The organism is Lepagella muris (assembly GCF_004793975.1).
GTDB lineage: Bacteria > Bacteroidota > Bacteroidia > Bacteroidales > Muribaculaceae > Lepagella > Lepagella muris.
Map to the genome: position 1 here is coordinate 62,258 of NZ_SRYB01000008.1, position 16,656 is coordinate 78,913.

The window sequence follows — 16,656 nt, forward strand, 5'->3', positions numbered from 1 at the left end:
TTCCTGTTGGATTATTTGAGAACGCCGAGCTTTTTGCCTACTTTGATGAAGGCTGCTATCGCACGGTCAAGCTGCTCGCGTGTGTGTCCGGCTGAAAGCTGCACGCGGATTCTTGCCTGTCCTTTCGGAACGACGGGATAGTAGAAACCGGTCACGAAGATTCCCTCTTTCTGCATCTCTGCCGCGAAGTCCTGCGAGAGTTTGGCATCGTAGAGCATCACCGCACAGATCGCACTCTGTGTGGGCTTGATGTCGAATCCGGCTGCCAGCATCTTGTCGCGGAAATAATTCACGTTCTCGACAAGTTTATCATGAAGCTCATTGCTCTCGCCGAGCATCTTCAGCATCTCCAGACTTGCGCCCACGATGGAGGGTGCCACAGAGTTGGAGAAGAGATACGGACGCGAACGCTGACGGAGCATGTCGATGATCTCCTTCTTGCCGGTGGTGAATCCACCCATGGCACCGCCGAACGCCTTGCCGAGTGTACCGGTGAAGATATCGATCTTGCCGTAGCAATCAAACTGTTCAGCCACGCCATGACCCGTCTTGCCTACCACACCTGCCGAATGGCTTTCGTCGACCATCACGAGAGCGTCATACTTCTCCGCAAGCTCGCAGATCTTATCCATCGGAGCAACGTTGCCATCCATAGAGAACACGCCGTCGGTGGCGATGATTCTGAAACGGCAATCCTGAGCCTCTTTCAGGCAACGCTCCAGATCCTCCATATCCGCATTCTTATAGCGGAAACGTTTAGCCTTGCAGAGACGCACGCCGTCGATGATGGACGCATGATTGAGCGAGTCGCTGATTATGGCATCCTCCTCGGTGAAAAGTGGCTCAAACAGACCGCCGTTGGCGTCAAAGCAAGCAGCATATAATATGGTGTCTTCTGTCTTGAAATAATCACTGATAGCCTTCTCCAACTCCTTATGGAGATCCTGTGTGCCGCAGATGAAACGCACGGACGACATTCCGTAGCCTCTCTTATCCATCGCCTTCTTGGCAGCCTCGATAAGACGTCTGTTGTCGGCAAGACCGAGATAGTTGTTTGCGCAGAAATTAAGCACCTCCCCCTCGTTGTTCTCGACTTCGATTCCCGCACTCTGCGGAGTGGTGATTATACGCTCGTTTTTGTAGAGCCCGGCATCCTTGATGTCTTGCAGCTCTTTTGTCAGATGAGACTGAAATTTACCGTACATGATAGTAAATATTTAGGTTTAGACAGTTTTCCGCATCCCATACTGACATTTTTCCATAAAAATGGGAGGTCAATACGGGTTGCCTTAAAAAAATTTAGTCAAAGTTAATGATTTTTTACCTTATGAGTATTATCTTTGCAAAAAAATTTAAACAAATCTCTTCTCAATTTCAAAAAAAACAGGATTCACCTTAATCATGACGAGGAAATGAAGAATATCCTAATCATTGGAGCCACGGGACAGATCGGATCTGAACTGACCATGAAACTCAGATCGCTCTATCCGGAGGGGAACGTTGTGGCAGGCTACATACCGGGAGCCGAACCCAAAGGTGCGCTTCTTGAAAGCGGACCGTCGCACATTGTCGACATCACCAACCCTGCGCAGATAGCCGAGGCGGTCGACAAATACAAAGTCGACACCATCTATAATCTGGCAGCCCTCCTGAGCGCAGTTGCAGAAGCAAAGCCCCAGCTCGCCTGGAAAATCGGCGTAGGCGGACTTTACAACACACTGGAAGTGGCTCGCGAGAAAGGGTGTGCGGTATTCACGCCAAGCTCCATAGGCTCATTTGGACCCAGCACTCCCCACGTAAAGACCCCTCAGGACACTGTGCAGCGTCCGGAGACAATCTATGGAGTCACCAAAGTATCGGGAGAACTATTGTCTGACTATTATTGGCGTCGTTTCGGGGTAGACACCCGTTCGGTACGCTTCCCGGGACTGATATCCTACGTGGCACCTCCGGGCGGCGGCACCACCGACTATGCCGTCGACATCTACTATTCGGCAGTAAAGGGTGAGGAATTCAAATGTCCGCTAAAGCCGGGCACTTTCATGGACATGATGTATATGCCCGACGCGCTCCGTGCAGCAGTGGAGATCATGGAAGCAGACCCCTCACGTCTCAAGCACCGCAACTCCTTCAACATCGCGTCAATGAGCTTCGATCCGGAGATCATCGCCGCAAAGATAAAGGAACACGTGCCCGATTTCAAGATGAGCTACGAGCTTGACCCGCTACGCCAGAGCATCGCCGACTCATGGCCCGACAGCCTTGACGACACCTGCGCGCGCGAGGAATGGGATTGGAAGCCGGAATATGATCTCGAGGCAATGACAAAAGACATGCTCGCCAACCTTCGTATTAAATTCGGAATCCAATAACACCAACTTTATACGTCTATTTTCCCTTTTTTGTAGTCAACTTGGCGTATTGGGATACCAAAACAACCAAAAATGACGTAATCACGATAAAAAACTGAAAACTCTAATATGGTTTTCAGTTTTTTTGTTATACCTTTGCCATACCAAAATTTATTGTTATTATTCTGTTATGAAACAAGAAGAGACTCTTGCAACGAGTCACAAGTCATTAATTGACTCGATACTTGAAATCATGATAAAGAATGGCATAGGTCGTACTACAATGGATCACATCTCCTCTACCCTAAAAATCTCAAAACGCACGCTATATGAGATTTTTTCAAGCAAAGACTCTCTAATTGCAGAGGTGATCAAAGCCTACAACACTAACCTTGCGGATAAACATCTCGAGATTGCACAGACTTCCAACAACGAGATAGAAGCCCTTCTTAAGATTTTCCTCTACAGCCGCGACATCATCAACCACATGGATATCGGCTTCTACCATGATATGGATGCCTTCTACATGAGAAACCACAAAAATTCCAGGGAAACACAATTCATTTATCTGAAGAATATGCTCGCATTAGTGGAAAACGGCGTGAAGAATGGACTATTCCGGGAAGACATAAATTATCTGGTGCATTTCAGAATGCTTGTTCTGCAGATGGAATCGCTGAAAAGATTCGAGCAGACATTCCCATCCGATATAACGCTACTCGACGTGTATGACACGGTATGCGTCAGCTTCGTCAGGGGCATAGCATCGGAAAAGGGTATGAAGGTGATCGACAAGTTCCTTAGCAAGCATCCGGAGCTCGTCAGAAAAATCCCACTCAATCAGGTATCCCCACGCATTGAGGGTCAGCGATGAATCGCGCTTCCGGCTCTCTGCCGACATTCTGACGAATTTATATCCGAATTACACCAACATATTTATCAGACCTATCTTAAACTATAATAAGATAGGTCTGTCTTATTATCTATGGGTAAGTATACACGCGCCCATCGTACTGACATCGTAATCTAAAATTAACCCCATCATAAACACATGAAAATATTTCTAAAGTATTCGGCAGCGATCATACTAATGATCGGAGGCTCCCACAAAGCCATAGCCGCCGATCCTCTTGTTCTCTCGAGAGAACAGTGTGTGGAAATAGCCTTACGCGACAATCCCACGGTGAGGATTGCCGACATGGAAGTAAAAAAATACGACTACTCCAAGAAAGAAGTGCTCGCCTCGCTGTTCCCTTCAATCGATTTCTCTGCAGCCTATCAGCGTTCGATAGAGCTGCAGACCATACGCATGAACATGGGGGGCGAGAGCCAGAACCTGAAAATGGGTTCGGACAACACATGGAACATGGGCTTCACCGCATCAATGCCGCTCATAGCCCCATCGCTATGGAAATCCATAAGCATATCCGACGAGCAGATAGTAGCCTCGCTTGAAAGCGCAAGAGCATCGAAACTTGATCTCGTCAACAACATCAACAAAGCCTACTATTCCCTACTGCTCGCAATTGACTCGAAGGACGTGGTGAAGCAGAACTACGACATCGCCGTGCTCAATGCAGATGTATATGCCAAACGCCTGGCTACCGGGACCGCCTCGGAATACGATGTGCTGAGATCATCGGTGCAGGTGAAAAACATTGAGCCGGAATTATTGCAGGCCGACATAGCCGTAAGGCAATGCCAGTTGCAGCTGAAAGTGCTGATGGGGATATCTACGGATGTGGAGATACGCCCCAACGTCACGCTCTCCGACATGCAGCGCAACATATATTCCTATCCGGCATCTGCCGACAGGTCAATATCCGACAACTCCTCTCTGCGTTCGCTCGACATACAGAAGAGAATACTCTCAAAGAACGTCGATCTGAAGAAAATGGCGTGGATCCCCACGCTCGGCGCATCGTTCAACCTATCGTGGCTATCACTGAGCAACGGCTCACCCTTCAAGAACCAGATGTTTAACCCCTACAGCACCGTCGGGCTCCAGCTCTCCGTGCCCATCTTTTCAGGCGGCTCAAAATATTACGGGCTTAAACAAGCTCAGGTGCAACTGAAGGAGATCGACCTGCAGCGTCAGAATCTCGTGGAATCGCTCAACATGCAGGTGGAGCTTGCCATAGACAATATCAACAAGGAGGCGCGCCAGATAGAGTCGAGTGCCGAGGGGATGCGTCAGGCGGAGAAAGCCCACGACATAATGCAGAAGAGCTTCGACATTGGTGCAGCCACTTATCTCGACCTCCGCGACAGCGAACTCGCCAACACCACTGCAAAGCTATCCTATCTTCAGGCAATATATAATTATCTCGTGTCGATGTCTGAACTCGACCTGCTTCTCGGAAAGGGAGTGAAGTGACTGATCTCAATTCCTGAGCAAGAGATTGCCTACATCTAAAAACCGACAACACAACAACCTCATTCATGATGAAATCGAAATTAATATCATTCTCCATCTTATCTCTACTCCTCGCCACATCGTGTGGCGGCAAGACCGAAACCAAAGAGGATACTGCCGACGAGAAGAAACCGCTCGTGAAAGTCGAGACCGTTGACTTCCGCCCCGTGGTGCAGGAAGGACACTACACAGCCACCGTCGAGCCGGAGCTCATCAACAACATCAGCGCCGCCTCTCCTAACCGAATCAAGCAGATTCTCGTTGACGAGGGGATACGCGTATCGAAGGGTCAGAAGCTGGTGGTGATGGACGATGTCAACACCACATCCTACGAATTGCAGGTGGCGAATGCCAAGGCAAATCTTGAGAACGTTCAGCTCAATTATGACCGCGCCGTAGAGCTTCTGAAAATCGGTGGCGGCACCCAGCAGAACGTCGACCAGATGCAGCTCCAGCTCACGAATGCCAAGAATGCCCTCGCATCGGCGGAACGCAGCCTCAGAAACGTGCAGGAGAACACCGTGCTCGTCTCCCCTATCGACGGCATCGTGACCGCACGCAATTATGATCCGGGCGACATGACCGGCGCCCTACCTATAGTGACCGTGGCACAGGTGCAGCCTGTGAAGATAGTGATCAACGTCTCGGAGAGCGAACTTTCAAAAGTGAAGAAGGGGATGCCCGCCGACGTGACTTTCGACACCTACGGCGACGAGCTGTTCAACGGCACCATCACAATGGTCGCACCTACCGTAGATGCCGACAGCCGCACATTCGGAGTGGAGATCACCATGAAGAACCCCGAGGGGAGAATCCTCCCCGGCATGTTCGGACGCGTGCAGCTCAATCTCGGTGAGGCTGAACACGTGGTGGTGGCTGACCGCGCAGTCGTGAAGCAGCCCGGCTCCGGCAACCATTACGTCTACGTTCTCAACAGCGATGGCACAGTAAGCTACAACAAAGTGGAACTCGGTCAGCGTCTCGGCAACACTTACGAGCTGCTGTCGGGCGTGGAACCAGGTTCAAAGGTTGTCGTGTCAGGACAGAGCAAGCTCGCCAACGGCATGGCGGTGGACGTAGCCAAATAGACTACATCCGCGTCAACACATAACCAGTGAGTTTTACAGATTAATCAACCAACAGATAAAGACCCTATGGCATCATTATATGCATCTGCGGTGAAACGTCCGATCATGACCACACTATGCTTCGTCACGGTGATCATCCTCGGTATCTTCTCACTCGCCAAGCTTCCGATCGACCTTTATCCCGATATCGACACCAACACTCTCATGGTCATAACCATGTATCCGGGTGCGAGTGCGGAAGATATCGAGCAGAACGTCACCAAGCCGCTTGAGAATGCGCTCAACTCCGTGGAGCATCTCAAGCACATCACCTCCGACTCCCGCGAGAACACGTCGGTAATCACCCTTGAGTTTGAGTACGGCTACGACATCGACGTGCTCACCAACGACGTGCGCGACAAGCTCGACATGGTGAAATCATCCCTTCCGGATGATTCGGAAAACCCTATAATCTTCAAATTCTCCACCGACATGATCCCGATCTGCCTTCTGTCGGTAGAGGCAAAAGAGAGTATGGCAGGTCTTTACAAGATTCTTGACGATCAGGTTGCCAATCCGTTGGCACGTGTGGACGGTGTCGGAACCGTGTCGATCTCCGGCGCACCGAAACGCGAGATACACGTGTATTGCGACCCCAACCGTCTTGAGGCATACCATATCTCCGTGGAGAGCATCGCCGCAATCCTCGGTGCGGAGAACCGTAACGTGCCCGGCGGCTCGTTCGACATCGGCTCCAACACCTACGCTCTCCGCGTGCAGGGCGAGTTTGACGATGCCGCGCAGATGGAGAACGTCCCTGTCGGCACGTATCAGGGGAAAGTGGTCTATCTGAAAGATGTGGCGCGTGTGGACGACTCCCTTGAGGAACGCACACAACAGACCTATATCGGAGGCAAGGAGGGTGCGATGATCATCATCCAGAAGCAATCGGGTGCAAACTCCGTGGCTATCTCGGAGAAAGTGATGAAGATGCTCCCGCGCCTTCAGAAGAACCTCCCCTCCGACGTGAAGTTGGGAGTGATTGTCGACACGTCAGACAATATCCGCAACACCATCGCATCGCTTGAGGAGACAGTGCTCTACGCCCTTCTCTTCGTCATGATAGTGGTGTTTGTGTTCCTCGGAAGATGGCGTGCCACGATGATTATCATCATCACGATCCCGGTGTCGCTCATAGCCTCGTTCATCTATCTTTTCGCTACGGGCAATACCCTCAACATCGTCTCCCTCTCCGCCCTCTCCATATCTATCGGTATGGTCGTGGACGATGCTATCGTTGTGCTTGAGAACGTGACCACCCACATCGAACGCGGAGCCGACCCGAAACAGGCGGCTGTACACGGCACGAATGAGGTGGCAGTGTCGGTAATAGCCTCCACGCTCACTCTTATCGCCGTATTCTTCCCGCTGACCATGGTGACCGGCATGACAGGCGTCCTTTTCCGTCAGCTGGGATGGATGGTGACAATCATGATGATAATCTCCACCACTTGCGCACTCTCGCTCACCCCGATGCTCTGCTCGCAGTGGCTTCGTCTCAACAACAAGCATTCACGCCTCTACACAATCTTCTTCACCCCGATAGAGAAAGCCCTCGACAGTTTCGACAATGGCTATGCACGCCTGTTGAACGTGGTGGTGGCACACCGCACGGTGACAATCGTGATCTGTCTCGCCACATTCGTAGGCTCCATCTTCCTCATGAAGCAGGTGGGCACAGAGTTCTTCCCGACAGCCGACGACGGACGTCTTGGCGTTGAGCTGGAGACACCCATCGGCACAAGAGTGGAGATCTCACAGGAGGCTGTGCAACGTCTCGACTCACTCTGGCGCAAGAAATATCCGGAGATTCTCGTGTCGAGCTACACTGTCGGTCCGGCAAGTTCCGACAATACGTTTGCCTCTCTCTCCGACAACGGTTCTCACATCATCTCGATGAACATACGTCTTTCCGACCCGGGCGACCGTGAACGCGGCATCAAGGAGATAGCCGACGGCATGCGTAAAGACCTTGAGAGTGGATTCCCGGAGTTTAAGAAGGCACAGGTCAACATCGGCGGCGGACGCGGCAGCGGTATGGGCGGACAGTCTACCGTTGACTTCGAGATCTACGGCTACGACTTCAATGAGACCGACTCCGTGGCCCGTCAACTGAAGACCATATTGGAAGGGATAAACGGCACAGCCGACGTGACTATCTCCCGCTCCGACTATCAGCCGGAATATCAGGTGGATTTCGATCGTGAGAAACTCGCGCTATACGGGCTGAACCTCCAGACAGCGGCAGGCTATCTCCGCAACCGTATCAACGGCGCAACGGCATCACGTTTCCGTGAGGATGGCGAGGAATATGATATCAAGGTGATGTATGACAAGGAGAACCGTACATCGCTCTCTGACATAGAGAATATCGTGGTCTACACACCCACCGGTGCCGGTGTCAGGATTAAGGAGCTGGGTAAGGTGGTGGAGCGTTTCACTCCCCCTACCATCGAGCGAAAGGACCGCGAACGTATCATCACGGTGTCGGCAGTGGTAGACGGTGTGCCTATGAGTGAGGTAGTGACGGAAGCGGAATTAAAGATTGACGAGATGCACATCCCCTCCGGCATCAACATCAGCCTTTCCGGATCGTATGAGGATCAGCAGGATTCATTCTCCGACCTTATGATGCTCGGATTGCTCATCATCATCCTTGTCTACGTGGTCATGGCAGCCCAGTTTGAGAGTCTGACCTACCCCGGCATCATCATGACCTCCCTTCTGTTCGCCTTCTCGGGCGTATTCCTGATATTGTGGATCACCGGGCATACACTCAACGTCATGAGTATGATCGGCGCCATAATGCTTATCGGTATCGTGGTGAAGAACGGTATCGTGCTCATCGACTATATCTCACTCAACCGAGAGAGAGGCATGGGCATCCGCAATGCGGTGATTCTCGGCGGCAAGTCGAGGCTCCGCCCTGTGGTCATGACCACACTGACCACCATCCTCGGCATGGTGCCTATGGCAGTGGGCAGCGGACAGGGCGCAGAGATGTGGCGACCTATGGGCACAGCTGTGATCGGCGGTCTCACCTTCTCCACAATCCTTACGCTGCTCTTCGTGCCGGTGCTATACTGCGTGTTTGCAGGCAATGGTGTCAAGAATCAGCGCAGGAAACTTCGTAAACTCAACAAATAATCCAACCCGAAAATATGCAAGCAATATTCATAGCCTACGACCAGGCTCATCATGAGGCAATCTTAGACCTCCTTGAGAAGAACTCCTGCCGTGGTTTCACCTCATTCGGCGAGACGCAAGGAAGAGGGAGCGTGAAGGGGGATCCTCATTATGGCAGCCATGCATGGCCCTCATTGGGAGGAGCCATACTGACCATAGTCGAAGACCATCGTCTACAGCCGGTGCTCGACAAACTGAAGGCACTCGACGAGTCCAAGCCTCTTCTCGGACTAAGGGCATTCGTATGGCCCGTGACGCACACAATATGACACCACGACCTCATGTCTTTCCCGGCTTGCATCGGATTATAATCTTCAAAGAAGTCATTCAAAAAGCAAGCCCTAAGATGGAGCCATTCCCATTTTTTAATGGAGGATGGCTCCATTTTTATGTTTGTATGAAGTTTTTTTTGTAATTTTGCAGCATCATTCTTAAATAAAATAGTTTCTATGGGAGGTTTTTTCGGAGCAGCATCAAAGCATGCCTGCCGAAACGAACTGTTTTACGGAGTTGACTACAACTCACATCTTGGGACGCGCCGTGCAGGTATGGCGACTTACGATGCAGAAAGTCATCGTTTCTGCCGCAGCATCCACAGTATCGAAAACACTTATTTCCGCACAAAGTTCGAGGATGAGCTTGAGAAGTTTGCTGGCAACTACGGCATCGGGGTGATCAGCGACAATGATCCCCAGCCAATCGTCATCAACTCTCATCTCGGGAAATTTGCCATTGTCACGGTAGCAAAGATCAACAACATTGAGCAGCTCGAGAAAGAGCTTCTGGAAGAGGGTGCTCATTTCGGGGAATTAAGTTCGGGGCGTACTAACCCCACTGAACTTGTGGCACTCCTCATCAACAAGTATGGCACGTTTGCGGAGGGTATCGCCCACATGTTTGAGCGCATAGAGGGTTCCTGCTCACTTCTGATACTTACAGAAAATTCCATCATCGCCGCACGCGACCAGCTCGGACGTACCCCTATCATTCTCGGCAAGAAAATCAACGGCACGGGATTTGCCGCCGCTTCCGAGTCAACATCATTCCCGAATCTCGGATATGAACACTATCGCGACCTTGGTCCGGGAGAGGTGGTGGAGATCACTGCCGACGACGTGAAGGTAATCACTCCGGCAGGCGACGACATGCAGATATGCTCATTCCTATGGGTATACTACGGCTTCCCCACGTCCACCTACGAAGGCACCAACGTGGAGGATATGCGCTTCAAGTCGGGTTTCGAGATGGGACAGACAGATGAGAGCGAAGTGGACTGCGCAGCCGGCATACCGGATTCCGGTGTAGGCATGGCTTTGGGCTACGCAGCCGGCAAAGGAATACCCTACCGTCGCTGCATCTCTAAATATACCCCCACATGGCCACGCAGCTTCACACCATCCGACCAATCACGACGCAATCTTGTGGCTAAGATGAAACTCGTGCCTAACGGTGCGATGCTTTATGACCAGCGTGCCCTTCTCTGCGACGACTCCATCGTGCGCGGCACACAGCTGACCGACAACGTGAAGGATCTCTATGATCTTGGAGCAAAGGAGGTGCATATCCGCATCGCGTGTCCTCCACTGATCTACAGCTGCCCCTTCATCGGTTTCACCTCATCGAAGAGCGACATGGAACTGCTGACTCGCCGCATCATCGGCGACCTGGAGGGGGATCCCAACAAGAATCTCGATAAGTACGCAACAACCGGTTCGCCGGAATACAACACTCTCGTAGAGAAGATACGTGAGCGGTTCGGGCTCACCTCTCTGAAGTTTAATCCGATAGAGATTCTTGTAAAATCCATCGGACTCCCCAAGAACCGTCTCTGCACCCACTGCTTCGATGGCAGCAGCCGTTTCCATCCCTGCAAGTCATGCGGCTGCCACAAGGAGAAAAAGTAACCAAACTATAGAAAATACAAATATAAAAGGCTGACTTGTTTAAACGGTCTGCCTTTTATATTTTATTCTTGCGTATCTACTTTTATCCAAAACCCTTCATATTAAAATTATCTTTTTTAGATATCAATTATTATGACTAAACAGATAACGATCAGTATTTTCAAGAATAACAAGTGGAGACTGGTGCTTCAAGTCTTGGCGATCTCTTCTCTGATTTCTTGCGGAGGGAATAAAACCGTATCTTCCGAGCAAGAGGATAAGGCGCAGGAATTGCAGCAACTTGTAGACAGCCTGGTGCGCGATGTGCCGGGGACGGTGGGCGTGGCAGTCATCACTTCGGAGGGGGATACTGTAGCTGTTAATAATGATGTGCGCTACCCTCTCATGAGCGTGTTTAAATTGCATGAGGCTCTTGCTGTTGCTCATGAACTTGACAGCCGTAATCAATCGCTTGACAGTATCATGACCTTGCAGCGGAGCCAATTGTCAGAAACCACATGGAGCCCAATGCTGAAGGATTATCCTAAAGGCGACCTGAAAATATCTGTCGGTGAACTTATGCGATACATCCTTACCGTCAGCGACAACAATGCCAGCAACGTACTGTTTGACAGTATCGTATCTGTAAGCCACACAGATTCCTTTATCCGCAATCTTGGTATACCGGATTCATTCAGACTGCAATACACCGAGAGTCAGATGCAACGCGACCATGCCATAAGCTACGACAATTACAGCTCACCCCTCTCCTGTGCCGCACTGGTCAAGAGAGTGTTTACGGATAGTATCGTATCGCAGGAGAAACAGGATTCCATACGTCAATGGATGGGTAAGTGCGTCAGTGCCACCGACCGCATGATGGAGGGAGTCGCTACTGTGGACGGTGCCCGCCTGTATCATCGCACAGGGAGCGGCTACACCAATGAACGGGGTGAAATCATAGCCATTAACGATGTCGGCTACATCATAATGCCCGACGGAAGGGAAACGGCACTGGCTATTCTCGTGAAAGACTATCCCGGTGAACAATCACAGGCAGATTCACTGATAGCATCCATCACCACATCCATACTCCAATTCATCCGATAATACCACCCGATAATATCATGCGATAATATTCATCCGATAATATTTATTCGGACAGATAACGCAACCTGTTATAAACAGATAACGCAAGCTCATTCGGGAGTTTGCGTTATCTGTTTTAGTGGTATCTGTCTATGTTTTATCTGTACTTATTTCCTCTTGACGGGCGACTCTTCATTGTGGAGATAGCCGGGCTTATTGCCGCCGGCATAATCCACCACTATCTTCTCAAATACCACTCCCGGATCAAGCGGACGCAGATAGAGGGTATAACTGCCGTCGGTAGTTGCAGGCACCGGGAGTTTCACCTTATTCTCGATAACACGACGCGCCACGGTGGGGTATAATCTTGTGTAGGCGTTACCATTCTCTTCGTTAAGGTCATGGTTGAAGTTAACCTCCGCTTCGCCTCCACCCTCTATGCCCACGACGAAACGATGACCGGACTTGCGGCTGAATGCCAACGTGGATTTCACCACCACCAGCACATCAACGGAATCGGGTCGCTCATCAAGTTGCATCTTGTAGCGCAGACATGCATTATCTGTAGATGACTTACGTGGCATAAGCGTCACGCCGCCAAGCGTGCGTCCCATGTCAGGGATTACCGTCCATCCGGCATTCGCAGCGTTCTCAGCATCCCAATAATGCGGTGCCTCCATGCTGACCACTCCATCCTTGCCGCTATATACGTAGCCTCCCTGAGCCTTACTATCATCAATACGGAATACCTCCGGCATCACATCCTCCGGGAAATCATCACTCCAAGAGGTATAGCCAATATGCTTCTGCGTCATCATACCGTTCCATTTCCCTCCCGACATGGTATGGTTATAGTCGTCGGAAAGAGCCTTATCCCTGGCAAAGGTCTTCGCCACACGGTCTGCCCAAAGGTTGCAGTCAGGATTACCCTCGGAATACAATTTATGATTCATCGCCTGAGAATAATACATATCATACAAGTTTGCCATAGCCGATACGGGATACAATATTATCTGCTTGTAGGCATCACGATACTGCGGGGAAAGGGAGTCATACTGACGTTGCGCCTCTGCTTCAAGAATCAGGAAATCGGCACGCACATTGCGCCATTCACCGCTTTCAAGATTATATGTGGTGCGGTCGAGCATTTCGGGAGTGACACGTCCGGCATATTTGCTATACAGATTCAATATGCGTGCAGCCTCGGCAGACTGATCCTCGCCAAACTGCTGCGCACAGAATTTTTCGGTATGGTCAAGGATGTTTGAGGCATCGTATGCGGTAGGATTCCAAGCCATATCCATAAAGAGGGAGATGGGATACTCCATCGGTTTAAGATCGCCTACGTTGAGTATCCAAAGTTTATCCACACCATATTCGGTAGCCAGACTAAGTTGCTCCCACATATTCTGGATAGGCGTCACGTTAAGCCATTTTGAATTGCGTGGAGCACCCACGTAATCCACGTGATAATACAGACCGAATCCACCAGGATGCTTGCTCTCCTGATCCGTGGGCACACGGCGCACGTTACCCCAGTTGTCGTCAGAAAGAAGGATTATCACATCATCCGGCACTTTCAGCCCCATGTCGTAATACTTCTGCACCTCCTTATAAAGAGCCCATAACTGCGGATGCTTATCGGGCGACTTACCCGTCTCCTCCTTTATGATCTTACGCTGGTTGCTGATAATCCTCTCCAGCAGGCGCAGATTCTCCCGGTCTCTTGAAACATACTCATGGTCATGCCCCTCTTCTCCACCCATCGGAGCATCGCCGTCGCCACGCATTCCGATAGTGACTATATCCTCCTTATCCTTCACCCGGCGTATCCCCTCACGGAAAAACTTGTCAATGGTGTCTTTATTGGTGGCATAATCCCATGCGCCATACTGACTGCGTTTCCTTGCCCACTCCTGATGGTTGCGTGCCATCGGCTCGTGGTGCGATGTGCCCATGATTACGCCCATCTCATCGGCAAGGTCGCTATTTGCCGGATCATCGGCATAGAACGCCCACCCCCACATGGCAGGCCACATATAGTTGCCACGCAGACGCAATATGAGTTCGAAAACCTTACCATAGAATTCATGACCGCCATAATTAGTACCGAAATAATTCTTCACCCATCCCGTCAGGCATGGAGCCTCATCATTAAGAAACAGACCGCGGTATCTCACGGCAGGTTCGCCATTGGTGTAGTCCCCTTTACGGAGAATCAGATTATCCTTATGCTCCACCGGCACGTCCGCCCACCAATACCAGGGGGAGACACCGATCTGTTCCGACATCTCATAGACGCCATAGATTGTGCCACGGCGATCGCTTCCGACAATCACGACAGCCTCCTCCACACCCGGCATCGGGTTATCTACGAAAGTGATAAGATACTGCTCAGTCTTACCTTTGAGACCGGACACGTCGATCTTTTTCTCCTTGGCAAGCTGACGTATGAATTTGCTGTCGAGAGTGCCTACAATTATCGCCTTCGGACCCTTCACCTCGGAAGAGACCACAGGCATCTTGCCCGACACGTTCCTAAGGTCGGCTGCAAAATTATTCACTGCTATCCCCACACCCTTCTGATCATCCGGATCAAGGATTATGCAGGGCAAACCATTCTCAGAAATCATCGTAAAACCCGCAACGGAGTCGCCGGAAGATGATGTGCCGACCGACATGTCATGATCCTTTGCCACCACGGAAAAGGAGATCATCAGTGCTACGGAAGAGGTAATTAGATTTTTAATCATTCACGTATTTTTGTTAGAACGTTTATAGAAATTGTTTATGAATTTTTCGGGATCTCTCTATTGCGAAATTAACATTATTATTCCAATCAATATGACATTCAGTATTCAGAATATGTATCAAAACGTTCAATCACGTCAAAGGCGTTACATCTCAACTATTTACTGCTTAATTTTATTTAATATTAAAACTCTCCACTCTTTCGTCATTATACGAATAGAAAATAAAATGTTACAATTTCCAAACTGCCGATTATCGATAAGTAAAATCTACTTCTTATCTTTGCAATCTCATAAACATCAGTCTTAACATGAAATTACCTCACATACTGAATACTCTTATCATAGCCGGGTCTCTCTTAACTCCGACATTCACGGCGGATGCCACGAATCCCTATTCGCCGTTAGAGGCACCCACACCGGGAAGGATTACAATCCTTGCGAAGACCCCTTTCAATTCCGGCAAGACGTCGGAGATCACAGAAGCCCGATTCAAGGAGGCGGCAGAGTGCGGCTTCAATGCCGTATCGATAGCCGATTCCGATGATTGCATAGCAAGAGGATTCCGGGCTGCCGCCGGCTCCGGTCTGAAGATAGTGATCTGCCAAGGTTCGAAGGGGATGCAGGAGATGAGCCAACTCGTAAATATGTATAAGGATAATCCCCTCTTAGCGGGTTATGAGATGAGGGATGAGCCGAAGTTCAGCTATCTCCCGGAGCTGAAGGATATCTATGAGAAAGTGCGTGAGCTTGACCCCAAGCACATGGCTTATATAAATCTTGCAGTGGATTTCGGCACAAATGAAGAATTGAAGAAGAAATATATCGGAGAGACAGGATCGCATAATAAATATCTCAAACTAATACAGAAGATATTTCATCCTGTGGTATGGTCGTATGATTTCTATCCCATCGCCTCTCGGCAGGGTAAGACGATAGTCAACGTCACAGATTTCTTCAAATATATGCAACTCTTCCATGATGAGGCGAAGACTACGGGACGACCGTTCTGGACCTATAGCATGTGCATGCCATACGCATATAATTGCGGTGATATCACTCCGGCTGCACTTACAGACGGGACGGCTAACGGGCGTCTGGTACCTACGGAGGGGGAACTGCGGTTTGAGGCATTCTCCTCGTTGGCTTACGGTGCGCAGGGGATTGTGTATTGGGCATACACACAGCGACCGCCGCAGGGACCACTAACCGGCACTACCGCAAAGTATTCAGAATATTATCTGTCGGCACCTATTGATATAGATGGCAACAAGACAGAGATATGGTACAGTGTGCGTAACGTCAACAATGAGATACGAGCATTCAACGACGTGTTCTACGGATGCAAAGTAATTGACGTGGTTCATACCAGCAAGACGTATCCAGGCACCAAGGCATATACTCCGGAGTTCGGATATTTCAAGACACTCGAGACCGGAACGGAGGGCGTGCTGGTATCTCATCTCCACAACAAAGGGAAGGATTACATCATGATCGTTAACCATGATCCTCTACATCCGCAGACAATACAAATAGAATTCCAAAATCCTCGAAAAATAACAGAGATGCTACCGACAGGAAAGCGTAAGCCAGTAACCTCCAAAACGCGCACCCTTTCCCCCGGCGGCTACATCCTCTATCGCCTCAAATAACCCATTATTACACAACAAAGCACACAGAGAACGGAGTGTTTTTTATTTAATCTCCGTGTTCTGCGGTGGTTGATTCAACACAGATTTTTTCACAAGTTATTTTTTTGAAGATTACTTTATAACATTCCATATCTGTTTTTTGTAATTTTGCGTATTAGACAGACCGTGAAATTTTATGAGACGGAGCCTTAGTTCTTTGGGA

11 protein-coding genes are annotated in these 16,656 nt (G+C 50.0%); 9 read left to right on the forward strand and 2 right to left on the reverse strand.

What is annotated here, in order from left to right:
- Positions 1–11 precede the first annotated feature (11 nt).
- On the reverse strand, positions 12–1,205 hold the full coding sequence (gene kbl, locus E5331_RS07245; RefSeq protein ID WP_123483087.1) for a glycine C-acetyltransferase: 1,194 nt from the start codon (positions 1,203–1,205) through the stop codon (positions 12–14).
- A 207-nt stretch (positions 1,206–1,412) separates the two neighbouring features.
- Here kbl and E5331_RS07250 point away from each other — a divergent pair, with 207 nt between their 5' ends.
- The 8 genes from E5331_RS07250 (at position 1,413) to bla (ending at position 12,073) form a co-directional block, all read left to right on the forward strand.
- On the forward strand, positions 1,413–2,372 hold the full coding sequence (locus E5331_RS07250) for an NAD-dependent epimerase/dehydratase family protein (RefSeq protein WP_123483085.1): 960 nt from the start codon (positions 1,413–1,415) through the stop codon (positions 2,370–2,372).
- A 169-nt stretch (positions 2,373–2,541) separates the two neighbouring features.
- Complete coding sequence (locus E5331_RS07255) at positions 2,542–3,225, forward strand: TetR/AcrR family transcriptional regulator (protein WP_135984723.1); 684 nt, start codon at positions 2,542–2,544, stop codon at positions 3,223–3,225.
- Between the two features lie 177 nt (positions 3,226–3,402).
- Complete coding sequence (locus tag E5331_RS07260) at positions 3,403–4,728, forward strand: TolC family protein (protein WP_135984725.1); 1,326 nt, start codon at positions 3,403–3,405, stop codon at positions 4,726–4,728.
- A 68-nt stretch (positions 4,729–4,796) separates the two neighbouring features.
- On the forward strand, positions 4,797–5,855 hold the full coding sequence (locus E5331_RS07265; protein WP_420813762.1) for an efflux RND transporter periplasmic adaptor subunit: 1,059 nt from the start codon (positions 4,797–4,799) through the stop codon (positions 5,853–5,855).
- Positions 5,856–5,921: 66 nt separating this feature from the next.
- Positions 5,922–9,041 (forward strand): efflux RND transporter permease subunit, encoded by a 3,120-nt coding sequence (locus E5331_RS07270; RefSeq protein ID WP_135984727.1) that lies wholly within the window; start codon positions 5,922–5,924, stop codon positions 9,039–9,041.
- 14 nt (positions 9,042–9,055) lie between these two features.
- Positions 9,056–9,349 carry a PG0541 family transporter-associated protein gene (locus tag E5331_RS07275; protein WP_123483075.1) on the forward strand — a complete coding sequence of 98 codons (294 nt, stop codon included), beginning with the start codon at positions 9,056–9,058 and terminating at the stop codon, positions 9,347–9,349.
- Between the two features lie 180 nt (positions 9,350–9,529).
- On the forward strand, positions 9,530–10,984 hold the full coding sequence (locus tag E5331_RS07280) for an amidophosphoribosyltransferase (protein WP_135984729.1): 1,455 nt from the start codon (positions 9,530–9,532) through the stop codon (positions 10,982–10,984).
- Positions 10,985–11,116: 132 nt separating this feature from the next.
- Positions 11,117–12,073, forward strand: a complete 957-nt coding sequence (gene bla, locus E5331_RS07285) for a class A beta-lactamase (RefSeq protein ID WP_123483070.1) — start codon at positions 11,117–11,119, stop codon at positions 12,071–12,073.
- A 146-nt stretch (positions 12,074–12,219) separates the two neighbouring features.
- Here bla and E5331_RS07290 read toward each other — a convergent pair whose 3' ends face one another.
- Positions 12,220–14,733 carry a glycosyl hydrolase 115 family protein gene (locus E5331_RS07290; protein ID WP_275441132.1) on the reverse strand — a complete coding sequence of 838 codons (2,514 nt, stop codon included), beginning with the start codon at positions 14,731–14,733 and terminating at the stop codon, positions 12,220–12,222.
- Positions 14,734–15,113: 380 nt separating this feature from the next.
- Here E5331_RS07290 and E5331_RS07295 point away from each other — a divergent pair, with 380 nt between their 5' ends.
- Complete coding sequence (locus tag E5331_RS07295; protein ID WP_135984731.1) at positions 15,114–16,454, forward strand: hypothetical protein; 1,341 nt, start codon at positions 15,114–15,116, stop codon at positions 16,452–16,454.
- The last annotated feature ends 202 nt before the right edge of the window (positions 16,455–16,656 follow it).

Bases quoted from the DNA above. Each gene is read 5' to 3' on its own strand.
- kbl (WP_123483087.1), bottom strand. From the start codon at position 1,205: ATGTACGGTAAATTTCAGTCTCATCTGACAAAAGAGCTGCAAGACATC.
- E5331_RS07250 (WP_123483085.1), top strand. From the start codon at position 1,413: ATGAAGAATATCCTAATCATTGGAGCCACGGGACAGATCGGATCTGAA.
- E5331_RS07255 (WP_135984723.1), top strand. From the start codon at position 2,542: ATGAAACAAGAAGAGACTCTTGCAACGAGTCACAAGTCATTAATTGAC.
- E5331_RS07260 (WP_135984725.1), top strand. From the start codon at position 3,403: ATGAAAATATTTCTAAAGTATTCGGCAGCGATCATACTAATGATCGGA.
- E5331_RS07265 (WP_420813762.1), top strand. From the start codon at position 4,797: ATGAAATCGAAATTAATATCATTCTCCATCTTATCTCTACTCCTCGCC.
- E5331_RS07270 (WP_135984727.1), top strand. From the start codon at position 5,922: ATGGCATCATTATATGCATCTGCGGTGAAACGTCCGATCATGACCACA.
- E5331_RS07275 (WP_123483075.1), top strand. From the start codon at position 9,056: ATGCAAGCAATATTCATAGCCTACGACCAGGCTCATCATGAGGCAATC.
- E5331_RS07280 (WP_135984729.1), top strand. From the start codon at position 9,530: ATGGGAGGTTTTTTCGGAGCAGCATCAAAGCATGCCTGCCGAAACGAA.
- bla (WP_123483070.1), top strand. From the start codon at position 11,117: ATGACTAAACAGATAACGATCAGTATTTTCAAGAATAACAAGTGGAGA.
- E5331_RS07290 (WP_275441132.1), bottom strand. From the start codon at position 14,733: ATGTCGGTCGGCACATCATCTTCCGGCGACTCCGTTGCGGGTTTTACG.
- E5331_RS07295 (WP_135984731.1), top strand. From the start codon at position 15,114: ATGAAATTACCTCACATACTGAATACTCTTATCATAGCCGGGTCTCTC.